We start from the raw sequence: 15,279 nt of genomic DNA, 5'->3' as shown, positions 1-15,279 counted from the left end.
CTCTTAACTGCCGCGATAGGTGGAATAGCCAAAAGGCGAAAGCAAAAGCGGCACATGATAATGTGCCTCGGCATCGGCAATGCCAAAGCGGATCACGACCTGATCGAGGAATTTGGGATCGGGCAGATCGTAACCGGCAGCATCGAAATAATCCCCGGCCTGAAAGACCAGTTCGTATTTGCCCGGACGAAATGTTTTACCGTCGAGCAACGGTGCATCGGTGCGGCCATCGGCATTGGTGATGGCCTGGGCGACACGGTCATCATGGCCGCCATCAAAACGGTGCAGTTCAATGCGAATGCCCCCCGCCGGGCAGCCGCGCGCCGTATCAAGCACATGTGTGGTCAAGCGCCCCATGGCGGGCCTCCTTTGCATCACTGAACCAGGGTTCTCGTTTTTATCGATATAATTTTAGAGCGGTTGCCCGCCGGCCTCTCTGATCCGGTCTTGTGACTGTTTTGAAGCCCAAGGCCGGTTGTTTGTCATTTTTTTAAAAAGGTCGCACTGCAACAGGCATTCAGAAAAGAGGCGATAAAGTGAAACTATATCAACAATTCTTTGAAAAAGGATCAGAGGACTACCGCCCGAAAGCCATGAATGCCAGAAAACCCGCGTCTTTGCGCGTTATCAGACAGGTCATATTTTCAAAAACGCCTTGAAAATTTCCCGCATATCGCGCACGAGATTCTCTTGCTGCACCGCAGCCAATGGTTAATGCTACACCAAATAACCCGGCGAACCAAACCGGGATTGATCTGTCTGGAGGCAAAGATGACCAACACGCCCTATGCGCGCGACCTGATCGGGTATGGCGCGAACCCGCCGCATGCCAACTGGCCAAACAAGGCCCGTATCGCGGTACAGTTTGTGCTGAATTACGAAGAAGGCGGTGAAAACTGCATCCTGCACGGGGATGCGGCATCGGAAGCCTTTTTGTCCGAAATGATCGGTGCCGACATGCGCCAGGGCGTGCGCCATATGAGCATGGAATCGATCTATGAATATGGATCGCGTGTTGGGGTCTGGCGGATATTGAACCTGTTTCGCGAACGCGAAATCCCCATCACGCTGTTTGCCGTGGCAATGGCGCTTTCGCGCCAGCCCAAGGTGGCCGAAGTCGCCCTGAAAGACGGCCACGAAATTTGCTCGCACGGCCTGCGCTGGATTGATTACCAATATATCGAGGAAAATGTCGAACGCGACCATTTGCACCAGGCCATCGACATTATCAAAAACATTACCGGCGAACGCCCGCTGGGCTGGTATACGGGCCGCACCAGCCCCAATACACGCCGCCTGGTCGCCGAAGAAGGCGGTTTCCTGTATGATGCCGATGATTACAGCGATGAATTGCCGTTCTGGAGCACCCAGACCCAAACCCCGCACCTTATTGTGCCCTATACGCTGGATGTCAATGACATGCGCTTTGCCGCCATGCAGGGCTTTAATTCCGGCGAGCAATATTACCAGTACCTGAAAGACAGCTTTGATACCCTGTATGAAGAAGGGGCGCACACTCCCAAAATGCTGTCGGTCGGGTTGCATTGCCGCCTTGTGGGCCGTCCGGGACGCTTTGCCGCGTTAAAACGCTTTGTCGATTATGTGCGTAGCCATGACGACGTATGGTTTGCCCGGCGCATCGATATTGCCCGGCACTGGCGCGAACATCATCCCCATACGGGGTAAGAACGCAGGATGAGAACGCGGAACAAGCCACCGGTGTGAATACGGCAGATACACCGCTTCCCCGGGCCTGACGAACAGGATTACAGGATATGACTCCCAACACCACCTCCCCGGACAGCACGCCGGGCAACCAAAGCTCGCTTTTTGCAACCAACCCGCCCAGCACATTGGCGACCAGGTCTTTCGTCAATTTATATGGCGGGGTGTATGAACATTCGCCCTGGATTGCCGAACGCCTGGCCGAAGGCGGCATCAGCCCCGCACTGGATGCCCCGGAAACCCTGGCATCGGCCATGCAGGTGGTGGTTGAACGCGCCACACGGGACGAAAAACTGGCCCTGTTGCGCGCCCACCCCGACCTGGCCGGTAAACTGGCCCTGGCCGATTTAACAACATCGTCACGCAACGAACAGCAGGGTGCCGGGTTAGATCAATGCAGCGCGGAAGAACTTGCGCGATTTTCCAAACTGAACGATGCCTATAAGGGCAAGTTCGGTTTCCCGTTTATCTTTGCGGTAAAGGGGTATCATCGTCGCGACATTCTGGCCGCCTTTGAACGCCGGGTGAATAACGATATCGAAACCGAATTTAACGAAGCCCTGCAACAGGTTCACCGCATCGCCCTCTTGCGATTACAGGCCCTGTAAGCTGGCACAAAACATTATCAGCAGGACGCAAACCCATGAGCCATTCAAGCAGCGATACCGCCCCGGATTTTACCCGCCGATTTGTCAATCTGGCCGATGAACGGCTTGGCGCGGTTGCCATTTTTGCCACCGACGATTTTTTTGCCGATAAACAGCGCATGCTGCAATCGGCCCCGGCCATTTTTTACCCCGACAAATACGACGATAACGGCAAATGGATGGATGGCTGGGAAAGCCGCCGCAAACGGGTGGAAGGCCACGATTACGCCATTGTCCGCCTGGCAACATCGGGCCGGATTTATGGTGTTGATATCGATACCAGCCATTTCACCGGCAATTTCCCGCCCGCGGCCTCGCTGGAAGGCTGTTTCTGCCCCGAAGGCGACCCGGACGACACCACCACCTGGACCGAAATTGTCGCCCCGCAGGGGCTGGGGGCCAGCGCGCATCATTATGCCGATGTCACTAGCGAGGCGAATTATACCCATGTGCGCCTGCATATTTACCCCGATGGCGGCATTGCCCGTCTGCGGGTATATGGCCGCCCCAACCGCGACTGGACGGAAATGGCCGCCAAGGGCGAACAGGTGGACCTGGCTGCCATGATCAATGGCGGCATCGCCCTTGCCTGGTCGGATGCCCATTATGGCAACCCCAATGTGGTGCTGGCCCCGGGGCGCGGGGTGAATATGGGCGATGGCTGGGAAACCAGCCGCCGGCGCGAACCGGGCAATGAATGGCTGATTATTGAACTGGGCCATCCCGGCGAGATTGATAAAATCATCATTGATACCTGCCATTTCAAAGGCAACTTCCCGGACCGCGTTTCGGTTCAGGGGGCGTATGTCGAGGGCGAAAAGGACAAATCCATCATCGCCCGCTCAATGTTCTGGCAAACCGTTTTGCCCGAACAGAAAATGCAGGCCGACCGCATCCATGAATTTGGCGGGGCGGCCATAACCGCACGCGGACCCATATCGCACCTGCGCATTAACTCAATACCCGATGGCGGCATCAGCCGCATTCGCATTCTTGGCAAACCTGCCAGACCCTGATTACGGGTTTGGCTGGCAAAAGGGGGCTAAAATGAAACTGACTGTCGAACCGCTGACACCCGAAGCCTTCACCGAATTTGGTGATGTCATCAGCACGGAAACAGCCCGCAAATCCTTTGGCATCAATCAGGGGACAACGACCCGCTATCACGATATTTCCGGTATCGATACCGGCGAGGATGGCGGACGCCCGATCATCAGCATTTTTCGCGGCAATCCGCGCCCCCTGCCGATCCGCATTTCCATGATGGAGCGCCATCCGCTAGGCTCCCAGGCCTTTATCCCCATGCAGGGGCAACGGTTTTTAATCGTTGTCTCCCCGGCCAGCGACCTGCCCAAGGCAGGCGATTTGCGGGCCTTTATCACTAATGGCAAACAGGGCATCACCTATGACAAGGGGGTGTGGCACCATCCGCTTTTGGTACTGGAACCCGACAGCGAATTTCTGGTCATTGACCGCTCCGGCCCTGGCAACAACCTCAATGAAGTGGATATGGGCGACATTGATGGTGTGCCCATCAGCCTGGACTGGCCGCCTGCGCAAATGGCGAAAATCGCCTGATCACATGCCGGGCCGTTTATCGCGCCAGGCCCATATCGCGCAAACAGGATAAAAGCGCATCGCCAGAAGCAACGACATGGCAGGCCCCGGCATCATGCAATAGGGCGGGGTCGGCATTCTGGCGATGACGCCCGCCCAGAAAACCCACTGCCTGCATCCCTGCCCTATTGGCGGCAACCACACCCGACGGGCTGTCTTCAATCACCAGGCAATGATGCGGGCTTATGCCCATCTGTTTGGCTGCAAACAAAAACAAATCCGGCGCAGGCTTGCCCTTTGCCACCTGTTGCGCGGAGAAAACACGGTTTTTAAAGAAATTTTCAAGCTGCGTTATGCCCAGGCACAAGGCAAGCCGGTCCAGATCACTGCCCGAGGCCACACAAACCGGCACCCTCAAGTTTTCCAGCACATTTGCCATGCCGTCGATGGCCCGAAGCTCGCGCCGGAAAACATCGTATAGAATATCTTCGCATTGCTGCTGATAGTGCGCGGCATCAAGTGCCATATCAAAGCGTTCATTCAGGGTAGAAACCATCTCGCCATAGCTGATACCGCCAAAATCACGCGCAATTTCATCAGGCTGTAAATTGATGCCATACCCGGCCAGAATTTGCTGATCGACGGCGAATGACAGAATTTCACTGTCGATCAGAACGCCGTCGCAATCAAAAATAATACAATCAATCACGCCAACATCCCCAAAGCGCCATACAGCCCTTTGCCTTTACTTGCGAATACCACCCGCCATATCAATTGCCAGCAACTGTTTTTGAATGCGCTGGGATAAAACCGGGTCCGGGTTGGCATCAAGCGCCCGTTGATAGGCCACACGGGCCATATCGCGCTTGCCCATTGCCAGGGCGTTATCGGCAAAATGGGCCAGATGCTCGGCAATCGGGGCGGCCTTGTTGGCCTGGATCAGGGCTTCCTCCGCCGCTGCATAATCGCCCTTTTTATACAGGATCAGACCATAGGTATCCTGAATGGACGGATTATCGGGCTGCACCTTAAGCGCCAGTTTGATCAGCCGTTCGGCTTCACCCAGATTTTCGCCCTTGGTAGCATAATGATAGGCCAGCCAATTGGCCGCCTCGATATTGCCCGCCCGGGCCGCCTGGGTGGCTTCGGCGGTTAACGTGTCATTATAGGATTTGATCACATCGCTGACCGCCTGCTGATCCAGGCCCTCGATCGAGGTCAAACCCAAACGGGCAACGCGGCAATTGGGACCCCCGGCATTCTGGCACATGGCAAGGGCCAATTGCCCCGCCCCCACCACCGTGGCACTGGGACCGGCATAAAAAGGCTTGCCAGTATCATCGGTCGCCATTGCCTTGAAATCCACCATGCGGGCATATGTGTCATTCAGGTTTTTCTGCTCTGCCGGGCCGCCCATCATATCCTGGGGTTCCCATTTGGGCGATGTCTCCCCGCAGGCGGCCAGCCCGAAAAGGGCGATACCAGCCATCATATATCGGAAACGGATCGGCATGGTGCGGTCTCTCCTTACTTGTCGTCTTGCTTTGCGCTCCGAAATACGGGGTGCCTGCCAATCATAGCAAAAACACCCCGCATTGCATTAACGCGATTGTTGCCAGCGCGCACCGCCAACGGAAAGGTCCGAATAAACCGGTTTTTCCGGCGAAAATGCGCCCTTTTGAAGGGCTTCCAGCATATTCCCCGCCAACGTGGCCGCGTCCATCGCGGCATCATCGCGGCCTGTTTCGCGGTACATATCATGCAGTTTTATCCAGTCATGCCGGGCCGGACGGAAGCGGAAAACCGGCGCATAATTGCGCAACGAGAAAAACACCGCCTCGCTTTGCCCATCCCCATCCAAATCAACCAGCAACAGGGCGCATTTATTGCCCTGACCGGGATGATCCGGATCATCCGGATGATTGGAATGCTCTTTGTCGCTTTGGCAGAACATCCGGTCATATTGCAAGTTATGATCAATCAGATTGCGCAAATCATCGTCGGAAAAAGGGTGATTTTGCGGAAATACCGGAATTTCTTCAAATGAAGGTGTCTGAACATCTTCATAGGCGGGGTAATAATTGCGCAATTCCTCAATATCGGGCACGCGATCGGGGTTTTCTGTGCGCAGGGTTGTCAGGGCCTCTTCGCCCGGTTTGCCCAATTGTCGGGCCATGAAGGCCAAATCGGCCTTTGGCATATCATTTAACAATCCCAGCCGGGTTTGCTGGCTGGCAGCGGAAATACTGACAGGGTCCAGCCAGGGCAGGTGCATGACAAAGGCCACAACAATGCCCCCCACCGCAACCTGGCCAAAGGCGCGCTGCACACGCGAGATCATGCCATCACCGCGTATCATGCCCGCCCGCATGATCCAAACGGTCGCCCCCAAAACATAAAGGCCAAGCCAGGTGGCATAAAGACGCAGCGGGGTTAACCAATAATCTTCCACCCGCAACCAGATACAGCCCAGGGCGGCCAGCGCACAAACCGGTGCCATCCACAGGCTGTAGCGAAAAACAACATCGCCCCAGCGACCAAACAACGTGGTTGTCGCACCCGATTGCACCGCGCCAAACAGCAAATAACTGATCCACAAGGCCGCAGCGAGCACCACCATACTAATGCTGGTGTCCCGGCCCAAAAGCTGTTCCCAACCGCCAAGCGCGCCCAGCAACAGAAACAAAAAAACGCCCGCCGCCTGTAGCGGATAAAAGAAACGGTACAATGTTCCCAATACCTGACGGACTGCCTTTAAAAGTGCCGGTTTTTCCCGTGTCAGCATGATGCCCGTGGCAAAGGCCGCCCCCGTCAGCATGGAGCCGCCCAGTGCGGATTGCAGAAAATCCATAAAGGCGGTAAAGCCGACTACATTAAACAGCGTGCCCAGCACATAGGCCATAATCCAGAACACGCCAATCGACACCAGGCCAAAGGCCAGCGACAATTTGACATCCCAAATCGCCGGACCAATCGCCCGATAGGGCACATGCCAAATCGGACCACGCGCTGCATCAGCTACTGCCGCCCCCGTCTTTTCATGATCGGTTGCATCATAACGCGCCCGCCACAACGCCACCAGCAAACCCACCCAAGCGATCTGGCTTACGAAAAAGCCAAATACAACCATATCGTCCAGATAATCAAAACCGACAATATGCTGAAAAACGGCAACCTGCCCCGCCGCCAGTACCGCGACCAGCCCGGTAAAGGCAAGGGCGGCAGATAACCGGCCATACGTTAGGGCAAACCAGCAACCATAGGCACTTGCCGCCACAAACATTGCCAGTGGCGCGACAAACAGGCTTTGTTCATCAAACTGATCAAACAAATACCATGCTGCCACCCCGTACAATCCGCCACTTAACGGGAACAGCCACCAAAATTTGCTCATCGTGCATCCATATCCATTTATTTTGTTTTTCCTTTGGGCGATCAGCCTGCCATGCCGGATTTTCCGGGACCAACTGCACAGCGCCATTTTTTGCGTTTTATGCGAAACACACTCGGCCACGGGATTGCGAAGTTTTCAAGGCCAGGTTGCAACCAAAGGTGATTATCAGCAGTTTATGGAACAACTGGCTAAAAATAAAAGAGAGATTGATTTCAAAGCCATAATATATCGACGTTTGCCAACTGGCGGGCTTTTACCAGGTTTGAGGAACAAACGGCCCGCCCTGTTGTTATCAGGGAAACGATTTTCATCAGCTTATCGGCGACGGGCGGAAAGCCAAACACTTTGGTCACTGGCCCCCTACCCCGACCCTTGGCCCCTTGTCGTTTGTCTTTTGCCCGCGCATTGGCGCTTACTGCCAGTAAACAACGCCGAGGCTGAACATCCAGTCCCTTTTTACAAGGCATTTTGAAAGGAGTTCCCAATGGCAAAATTGAAACTGGCCGTTATTGTTGGCAGCAATCGCACCGGGTCAATCAATCAGAAACTGGCGCGCGCCATGATTGAGCTGATCGGCGATCGTGCGGATACCCACATGATCAAAATTGATGATCTGCCGATATATAACCAGGACCATGAGGGCAACCGCCCCGATGTGGTCAACCGCTTTACCCGCGAGGTTGCCGCCTGTGATGCCGTCCTGATGGTCACACCCGAACATAACCGTTCCATCACCGCAGTTTTGAAAAACGCCATCGACTGGGGTTCAAAACCGGCGGATAAAAATGTCTGGAAAGGCAAGGCAATCGCGATGACCGGCACGTCGCCCGGTGCCATCGGCACAGCAGTTGCCCAGCAGCATTTGCGCCAGGTCATGGGCATTCTTGGTGCGCTGGTAATGGGCGGTGAAGCCTATATCGCCTTCAAAGCCGAGTTGATTGGCGATGATGGCAGCATTGCCATCGAGGATACCAAAGCCTTCCTGCAGAGCTATCTCGACAATTTCCTGAATACTGCCGAAAAACTGGCGGTCTGAACGAGGCAAAGCCGGAAATTCCCTGAAACACACTGCAAAACACAAAGAAGCCGCCGGGAAATTCCGGCGGCTTCTGTGCACAGAATGACTGTATGGTACGCGGGCCGATTGATCAGGCGCCGCGTTCCGCAATCATCTTCTTGATTTCGGTAATCGCCAGCGCCGGGTTCAGGCCCTTCGGGCAAGTATTGGTGCAGTTCATGATCGTATGGCAACGATACAGGCGGAACGGATCTTCCAGCGCGTCAAGACGTTCGCCGGTATATTCGTCACGCGAGTCTGCCAGCCAGCGATAGGCCTGGAGCAGAACAGCCGGGCCGAGGTAACGGTCCGAATTCCACCAATAAGACGGGCACGCGGTCGAGCAGGAGAAGCACAAAATACATTCCCACAAGCCGTCCAGTTTGGCGCGCTCTTCACGCGACTGCAGACGTTCCCCATCGGGCGGCGTCGGGCTATCGGCCTTAAGCCAGGGCTCGATTGAAGCCAGCTGGGCATAGGGCTGTGACAGGTCCGGCACCAGATCCTTAACCACCGGCATATGCGGCAACGGATAGATCTTCACATCACCGTTAATGTCTTCGATCGGTTTCAGACAAGCAAGGGTGTTGCGGCCATCGATATTCATCGCACACGACCCACAGATCCCCTCGCGGCAGGAACGGCGGAAGGTCAGGGTTGCGTCGATTTCATTCTTGATCTTGATCAGCGCGTCCAGAACCATCGGGCCGCAGGCATCAAGGTCAAGTTCATAGGTATCGGTGCGCGGATTATCACCGGAATCCGGGTCATAACGATAGATCTGGAATTTCCGGGTATTTTTCGCGTTCGCCGGTGCAGAAAACGATTTACCGTCCTGCACGACCGAATTGGCGGGAAGTTTGAATTCAGCCATCTCTCAAATCCTCTCTCTCCGCGCCTTAATATACGCGTTCCTTCGGCTCGATATATTCAACTTCATCGGTCAGGGTGAAGTTGTTGACCGGGCGATAGGTGAGGTCAACGCCATAGTTGTTGTCCCAGGCAACTTTGGCAATGGTGTGCTTCATCCAGACTTCGTCGTCACGCTTGGGATAATCCTCGTGGGCGTGTGCGCCGCGCGATTCATGGCGTGCATCGGCAGAATTCATGGTGGAGGCGGCACAAACCATCAGGTTTTCCAGCTCCATCGTTTCCACCAGATCGGAGTTCCAGATCAGCGAACGGTCAGACACGGAAACATCTGACAGGGTTGCTGCGGTTTTGGCGAGTTTTTCAACGCCTTCACCCAGGATTTCAGCAGTACGGAACACACCACAATTGGCCTGCATGACCTTTTGCATTTCCAGGCGGATTTCAGCCGTCGGACGGGCACCCTTGGCCCAACGCAAACGGTCGAAACGATCCAGCGCCGTCTGGCCATCGGAAGCCTTGAGTTCCTTGAACGACGATTTCGGATCAACAACCTCGGCGGCGTGCATGCCACAGGCACGACCAAACACAACCAGATCGAGCAGCGAGTTCGTACCCAGACGGTTGGCACCATGAACCGACACACAGGCCGCTTCGCCAGCAGCCATCAGGCCCGGTACGATCCGGTTGGGGTCATCGGCTGTCGGGTTAAGGACTTCGCCCTTATAGTTGGTCGGAATGCCGCCCATATTGTAATGGACCGTCGGCAGGACCGGGATCGGTTCCTTGGTCGCATCCACACCGGCAAAAATCTTGGCCGTTTCGGTAATGCCCGGCAGGCGTTCCCACAGGACTTCCGAGCCCAGATGCTCAAGATGCAGATGGATATATTCGCCATGTTCACCAACACCACGACCATCACGAATTTCCTGGGCCATACCACGCGACACAACGTCACGCGATGCCAGGTCTTTCACGGTCGGGGCATAACGTTCCATGAAACGTTCGCCTTCGGAGTTGGTAAGATACCCCCCTTCACCGCGTGCGCCTTCGGTAATCAGGCAGCCCGAACCATAAATGCCGGTCGGGTGGAACTGAACAAATTCCATGTCCTGAAGACCAAGCCCCGCACGAGCCACCATGCCATGACCGTCACCGGTGCAGGTATGGGCCGAGGTGCAGCTAAAGAACGCACGGCCATAACCACCCGATGCCAAAATGGTCATCTTGGCGTTAAAGCGGTGCATGATGCCGGTATCAAGATCCCAGGCCACCAGGCCACGGCAGGTACCGTCATCATCCATGATCAAATCAATGGCGATATATTCAACAAAGAATTCGGCCTTGTGCTTCAGGCACTGCTGATACAGCGTGTGCAGCATGGCATGACCGGTACGGTCAGCTGCGGCACAGGCACGTTCGACCGGGGCCTTGCCGTGGTCACGGGTATGGCCGCCAAACGGGCGCTGGTAAATTTTACCTTCGGCAGTACGCGAGAACGGCATACCGTAATGTTCAAGTTCATGAACCGCCGGAACGGCGTTACGGCACATATATTCAATCGCGTCCTGGTCACCCAGCCAGTCGGACCCCTTGACGGTGTCATACATATGCCACTGCCAATGGTCCTCGGACATGTTACCAAGGGATGCACCAATACCGCCCTGGGCGGCAACGGTGTGCGAACGGGTCGGGAAAACCTTGGTGATACAGGCGGTCTTCAGACCGGCTTCGACCGTGCCGAGCGTTGCGCGAAGACCCGCGCCACCGGCACCCATAACGACAACATCGTAGTTATGGTCGATAATTTTATAGGATTCTGTCATTGCTCAGGCTCCGGCAAAAACGATTCGCAGCACCGAAATAATCGCGGCAACGGTCATAAAAACCGTGAGCGCACGAATCAGCAGCAGCGAAACGATTTCTGCTTTACGGTTATGCACATAATCTTCGATCACAACTTGCAGGCCGAGAACGAAATGCCAGGCAACCGAAATGACCAGCAGGATCATCATGGTTGCGTGGAAATAGCTGCTTAACCAGGCATGAACGGCATCAAAGGATGCGGTATGCCCTGCAAGGATCGAATAAATAAACCACAGTCCCAGCGGCAGATTGGCCGCAGCGGTGACGCGCTGCGCCCACCAGTGCGAAGAGCCGCTTTTGGCGGAACCAAGGCCGCGCACACGGCCCAGATCGGATTGCATCTTCATAACAACCTTGTCCCCATTTGCCTGGATCAAACCAGACCGATAATCCAGGTGATGATGGTCAGCACGACTGCCGCGCCAAGAACGATCGGGTTCGACTGTGCCGCCCCTTCTTTCGTCAGGCCGCGACCGGTATCCCAGACAAGATGCCGGAGACCGTTGCAGGCGTGATAGAAAAACGCCACTGTCCAACCGAACAGCAACAACAAACCAAACCACGAGGTGAAAAATGCCTGATAGCCCTCGAACGTATTCCGGCCATCGCCAGCGGCGATAAGCCACGACGTCAGGAATACGAAACCAATGGCAAGGCCAATGCCCATGATGCGGAACGAAATGGACATTTTGGCCGTCAGCGGGAGCCTATACACCTGAAGGTGGGGAGACAGCGGCCGATTGGCTTTGCTCATAACGGAATTGCCTCTTCTCAAATAGCTGGCGGGAAAGCAGGGATTATTTACCCACGCGATGGGGGTAAGTCAATCTCAACGCCTTTGAAAACCAAAGAAATCTGCGAATTAACGCCATTTCTGCCGGTGTTTTAGACTTGTTTCATATAGTTAAACCCAAGGCAATATCCCCCTTAGTCGGAGATATATCATGCTGTAACGCACCCAAAAAGCTTCGGGTGCGCTTTTTTGAACTTTCTACGTTTCAACGCCGTTTGGGGATCAATATAATATGATCAAAATCCAAAAGCACGGCGGAGTCATATTTTCCGGTATCATCGCGCAGGGCAAAATCGGCCGCCTCGCGATCCCGCATGGCAACCAGCCGGACCCGTAATGCCCCGACATCATCGCGCCCCGGAATGGCAAATTTATCCAGAATTTCCGACCAGGCAAAAACAGTATTTCCGGCAAAGGCGGGGTTGGCGTGGCTACCGGCATTGATCGCCAGAATTTTAAAGGCATTGCCCAACCCGTTAAAGGACAGTGCGCGCGCCAGCGACATGACATGCCCCCCATAAATCAGCCGCTTGCCAAACCGCCCCCGATTGGCATTGACTTGGTCAAAATGGACCTTGGCAGTGTTTTGATAAAGTCGGGTTGCCAGTTGATGCTCCGCTTCCTCTATCGTCATACCATCGACATGATCGATCTTTTCGCCAATTTCATAATCATCCCAGAAATGCGGCGAACCGGCCAAATCACAGTCATACCGCGCCAGATCCAGCCCAACTGGCACCTGAAGGGCACGGGGGTCCACAACAGAAGGCAAATCGGGCAGGTGGATTTCGGGCGCAGGAGCATCGGGGTTCTTTTTGTGGACCATGACCCAGCGGTTATAATCCACCACCATTTCACCATGCTGGTTCCGCCCGACCGAATTGACGTAAACCACCCCGGTTTTACCGTTAGAGTTTTCCTTAAGGCCAATCACCCGTGATACGGTGGCAACCGTGTCGCCCGTATAAACCGGAACCCCAAATACGCCACCGGCATAGCCAAGATTCGCCACCGCATTCAGCGACACATCGGGCACGGTTTTGCCAAACACCATATGAAAAACCAGAAGGTCATCCACCGGAGCATCGCGAAACCCGATCGCCCGGGCAAATTCGGCCGAGGATTGCACGGCAAAACGCGGACCATAAAGGGCGGTATAAAGCGACACATCCCCCGCCGTGATCGTGCGCGGGGTGGCATGGCGCAATTCCTGCCCCAGGTGGAAATCCTCGAAATAATGGCCGGGATTGTTTTTGGATGTCATGGCCTGTCCCCCTGTTTCCGACCCATCTGCGGGCATAAAATACGCAATGGTCAGTCTTGCACCGACATCGCGGCAATGCGCTCAGCCAGGGCAACCAGCCGCCGGGCGGTGACCACATGCAGGTTTTCAATCAGCTTGCCATCCACCACAACAACGCCCTGCCCCTTAGCCGCTGCCTCTTCGTGTGCGGCAATGATTTTACGCGCCCAGGCAATTTCGCTTTCCGCCGGGGCAAAGGCCTGGTTGGCTGCCTCGATGGTTTTGGGATGAATCAGGGTTTTGCCATCAAAGCCCAGTTCGCGGCCCTGTTGGCAGGCATGGGCAAAGCCATCCTCGTCCGACAGGTCCAGATGCACCCCATCCAGAATGGCAAGGTCAAAGGCACGCGCCGCCAGCATACACAGGCCCAAACTGGTGATCATGGGCAGACGGTCGCGGGTATGGGCGCAGTTAAGGTCCTTTGCCAAATCCGATGTGCCCATCACAAAACCGCCCAACAGCGGATGCGCCCCGGCAATATCGCGCGCATTAAGCATGGCAAGCGGCGTTTCCATCATGCACCAGATGCGCATACCCTCATGCGCCCCTTCGGCCTGCATGATGGCGGCAACCTGACGAATGGTTTCCGGGCTTTCGACCTTGGGCAGCAAAATGGCATCGGCGCGGCTTTTGGCAACCGCCACCACATCGTCATAGCCCCACGGGGTATTCAGGCCATTGACCCGCACCTGAATTTCCCGCGGGCCATAGCCGCCTTCATCAAGGGCGGCCACAATCTGTTCGCGTGCCGTTACCTTGGAGTCGGGGGCAACGGCGTCCTCGATATCAAGAATAAGGCCGTCGGCGGGCAATGAACGCCCCTTTTCCAGCGCCCGGGCATTGGACCCCGGCATATACAGAACCGACCGGCGTGGACGCGCGGGAACTGCCATGACAAGCCTCATTGTAATTTTAGTTTAAAACGGTGAAATTTTCTTTCGTAAAATTACCAAAATATGTCGCAATGCAGCAAGCGGAAATTTCATTACCCCGCCATTTACAAAACCCAAAAGCTGCATTTATGCCAATACAGGATGAAACATCGCAGCAACCAAAACTTGCCGCCATCATCCGGGCGACAATAGCTGGTATCAAAACCCGGATATGCGGCCAAAAAGATTAATGGCGGCCCCGCATTTTGCCAGGCCGCCATCTTCATAAACATCAAAACAAATTATAAACCGGACTGCTGGCTGCGGCATCCATCACGCGCACGGTTGCGCTGCGCCCGGCGACTAAACGTACATTTTGCGGCACGTCATCCAGGCTGATGCGGACCGGAACACGCTGGGCGAGGCGCACCCAGCTAAAAGTCGGTTTGACATTGGCAAGATTGCCATTGGCCCCACTGCGTTCGCTGTCCTGAATCCCGGCAGCAATGCTTGCGACATGGCCGTAAATCGGATTTTGCTCGCCCATCAGTTTAACCTCGACCCGATCTCCCACGGTGATGCGGGGCAATTTGGTTTCTTCAAAGTACCCCGCCACATAATAGGAACTGCCATCAATCAATGCGGCAATGGCCTTGCCTGCCCCAACATAATTGCCTGGGCGCAGGGAAAAGTTGGTCAGGGTGCCATCCACCGGCGCAACAACACGGGCACGATCCAGGTTAAGCTTTGCCAGATCAAGGTCGGACTGCGCCAGGGCCACCTTGGCCTTTGCCGTGGCAAGGGCGGTTTCCACCTGTTCCTTTTTCTGGCGCGAAACGGCATCGCTGCTAAGGTTTTGATAACGATGGACTTCGCGTTCAGCCTGCTTTTCACTGGCAAGCGCGCTGTCTAACTGGGCCTGTGCCTGATCTTGCGCCACCTTAAAGCGGGCGGTGTCAATTTCAAACAGGGGATCACCGGCTTTGACCGTCTGGTTGTCGGAAACATAAACCTTGCTGACCAGGCCGGAAACATCGGGCGCAATTGCCACCACATCGGCACTGATGCGGCCATCACGGGTCCAGGGATCATTCATGTAATAATCCCACAATTGCATACCGGCGATAATTGCTGCCACAACCACAACACCGGACAGCAGAAACCGACCGGCACGGGAAAACCATTTTTTCATAAC

General features: G+C 55.2%; 17 protein-coding genes. 6 read left to right on the top strand and 11 right to left on the bottom strand.

Annotated elements, in window-relative coordinates; all coding sequences use genetic code 11:
* Positions 1-3 precede the first annotated feature (3 nt).
* Positions 4-357: a hydroxyisourate hydrolase gene (gene uraH, locus LF95_RS12210; protein ID WP_073955392.1), complete on the bottom strand. Its 354-nt coding sequence runs from the start codon at positions 355-357 to the stop codon at positions 4-6.
* Between the two features lie 414 nt (positions 358-771).
* On the opposite strand from uraH, the gene puuE reads away from it, so the two are divergent.
* From puuE to LF95_RS12190, 4 genes are all read left to right on the top strand, one after another.
* Complete coding sequence (puuE, locus tag LF95_RS12205; protein ID WP_073956231.1) at positions 772-1,686, top strand: allantoinase PuuE; 915 nt, start codon at positions 772-774, stop codon at positions 1,684-1,686.
* Positions 1,687-1,775: 89 nt separating this feature from the next.
* Positions 1,776-2,333 (top strand): 2-oxo-4-hydroxy-4-carboxy-5-ureidoimidazoline decarboxylase, encoded by a 558-nt coding sequence (gene uraD, locus LF95_RS12200; protein WP_073955391.1) that lies wholly within the window; start codon positions 1,776-1,778, stop codon positions 2,331-2,333.
* Between the two features lie 35 nt (positions 2,334-2,368).
* Positions 2,369-3,388: an allantoicase gene (gene alc, locus LF95_RS12195; RefSeq protein ID WP_073955390.1), complete on the top strand. Its 1,020-nt coding sequence runs from the start codon at positions 2,369-2,371 to the stop codon at positions 3,386-3,388.
* A gap of 31 nt (positions 3,389-3,419) precedes the next feature.
* Complete coding sequence (locus LF95_RS12190) at positions 3,420-3,950, top strand: ureidoglycolate lyase (protein WP_073955389.1); 531 nt, start codon at positions 3,420-3,422, stop codon at positions 3,948-3,950.
* Between the two features lie 16 nt (positions 3,951-3,966).
* Here LF95_RS12190 and LF95_RS12185 read toward each other — a convergent pair whose 3' ends face one another.
* The 3 genes from LF95_RS12185 to LF95_RS12175 form a co-directional block, all read right to left on the bottom strand.
* On the bottom strand, positions 3,967-4,638 hold the full coding sequence (locus tag LF95_RS12185; protein WP_073955388.1) for an HAD family hydrolase: 672 nt from the start codon (positions 4,636-4,638) through the stop codon (positions 3,967-3,969).
* 36 nt (positions 4,639-4,674) lie between these two features.
* Positions 4,675-5,442 (bottom strand): tetratricopeptide repeat protein, encoded by a 768-nt coding sequence (locus tag LF95_RS12180; protein ID WP_073955387.1) that lies wholly within the window; start codon positions 5,440-5,442, stop codon positions 4,675-4,677.
* Positions 5,443-5,529: 87 nt separating this feature from the next.
* Positions 5,530-7,323, bottom strand: coding sequence for a DUF4153 domain-containing protein (locus LF95_RS12175; RefSeq protein WP_073955386.1), 1,794 nt, complete (start codon positions 7,321-7,323; stop codon positions 5,530-5,532).
* On the opposite strand from LF95_RS12175, the gene LF95_RS22960 reads away from it, so the two are divergent.
* Both LF95_RS22960 and LF95_RS12170 read left to right on the top strand, forming a co-directional pair.
* The gene (locus LF95_RS22960) at positions 7,316-7,795 is read left to right on the top strand and encodes a hypothetical protein (RefSeq protein ID WP_168173697.1); all 480 of its coding nucleotides are present in this window, start codon (positions 7,316-7,318) and stop codon (positions 7,793-7,795) included. The genes LF95_RS12175 and LF95_RS22960 overlap by 8 nt on opposite strands.
* Before the next feature lie 12 nt (positions 7,796-7,807).
* Positions 7,808-8,359 (top strand): NADPH-dependent FMN reductase, encoded by a 552-nt coding sequence (locus LF95_RS12170; protein WP_073955385.1) that lies wholly within the window; start codon positions 7,808-7,810, stop codon positions 8,357-8,359.
* Positions 8,360-8,471: 112 nt separating this feature from the next.
* Here LF95_RS12170 and LF95_RS12165 read toward each other — a convergent pair whose 3' ends face one another.
* The 7 genes from LF95_RS12165 to LF95_RS12135 form a co-directional block, all read right to left on the bottom strand.
* A complete protein-coding gene (locus LF95_RS12165; RefSeq protein WP_073955384.1) occupies positions 8,472-9,254 on the bottom strand; it encodes a succinate dehydrogenase iron-sulfur subunit in 783 nt (260 codons plus the stop codon).
* A gap of 25 nt (positions 9,255-9,279) precedes the next feature.
* Positions 9,280-11,076, bottom strand: coding sequence for a succinate dehydrogenase flavoprotein subunit (gene sdhA, locus LF95_RS12160; protein WP_073955383.1), 1,797 nt, complete (start codon positions 11,074-11,076; stop codon positions 9,280-9,282).
* 3 nt (positions 11,077-11,079) lie between these two features.
* Positions 11,080-11,463, bottom strand: coding sequence for a succinate dehydrogenase, hydrophobic membrane anchor protein (gene sdhD, locus LF95_RS12155; RefSeq protein ID WP_073956230.1), 384 nt, complete (start codon positions 11,461-11,463; stop codon positions 11,080-11,082).
* Positions 11,464-11,489: 26 nt separating this feature from the next.
* Positions 11,490-11,870 (bottom strand): succinate dehydrogenase, cytochrome b556 subunit, encoded by a 381-nt coding sequence (gene sdhC / locus LF95_RS12150; RefSeq protein WP_073955382.1) that lies wholly within the window; start codon positions 11,868-11,870, stop codon positions 11,490-11,492.
* Between the two features lie 244 nt (positions 11,871-12,114).
* Entirely contained in the window at positions 12,115-13,173 is a 1,059-nt protein-coding gene (locus LF95_RS12145) for a MaoC family dehydratase (protein WP_073955381.1), read from the bottom strand.
* Positions 13,174-13,223: 50 nt separating this feature from the next.
* Positions 13,224-14,105 (bottom strand): HpcH/HpaI aldolase/citrate lyase family protein, encoded by an 882-nt coding sequence (locus LF95_RS12140; RefSeq protein ID WP_073955380.1) that lies wholly within the window; start codon positions 14,103-14,105, stop codon positions 13,224-13,226.
* 271 nt (positions 14,106-14,376) lie between these two features.
* Positions 14,377-15,276, bottom strand: coding sequence for an efflux RND transporter periplasmic adaptor subunit (locus LF95_RS12135; protein ID WP_073955379.1), 900 nt, complete (start codon positions 15,274-15,276; stop codon positions 14,377-14,379).
* Positions 15,277-15,279: the final 3 nt, after the last annotated feature.

The organism is Thalassospira sp. TSL5-1 (assembly GCF_001907695.1).
Lineage (GTDB): Bacteria > Pseudomonadota > Alphaproteobacteria > Rhodospirillales > Thalassospiraceae > Thalassospira.
This window is presented reverse-complemented; position numbering and strand designations above follow the sequence as displayed.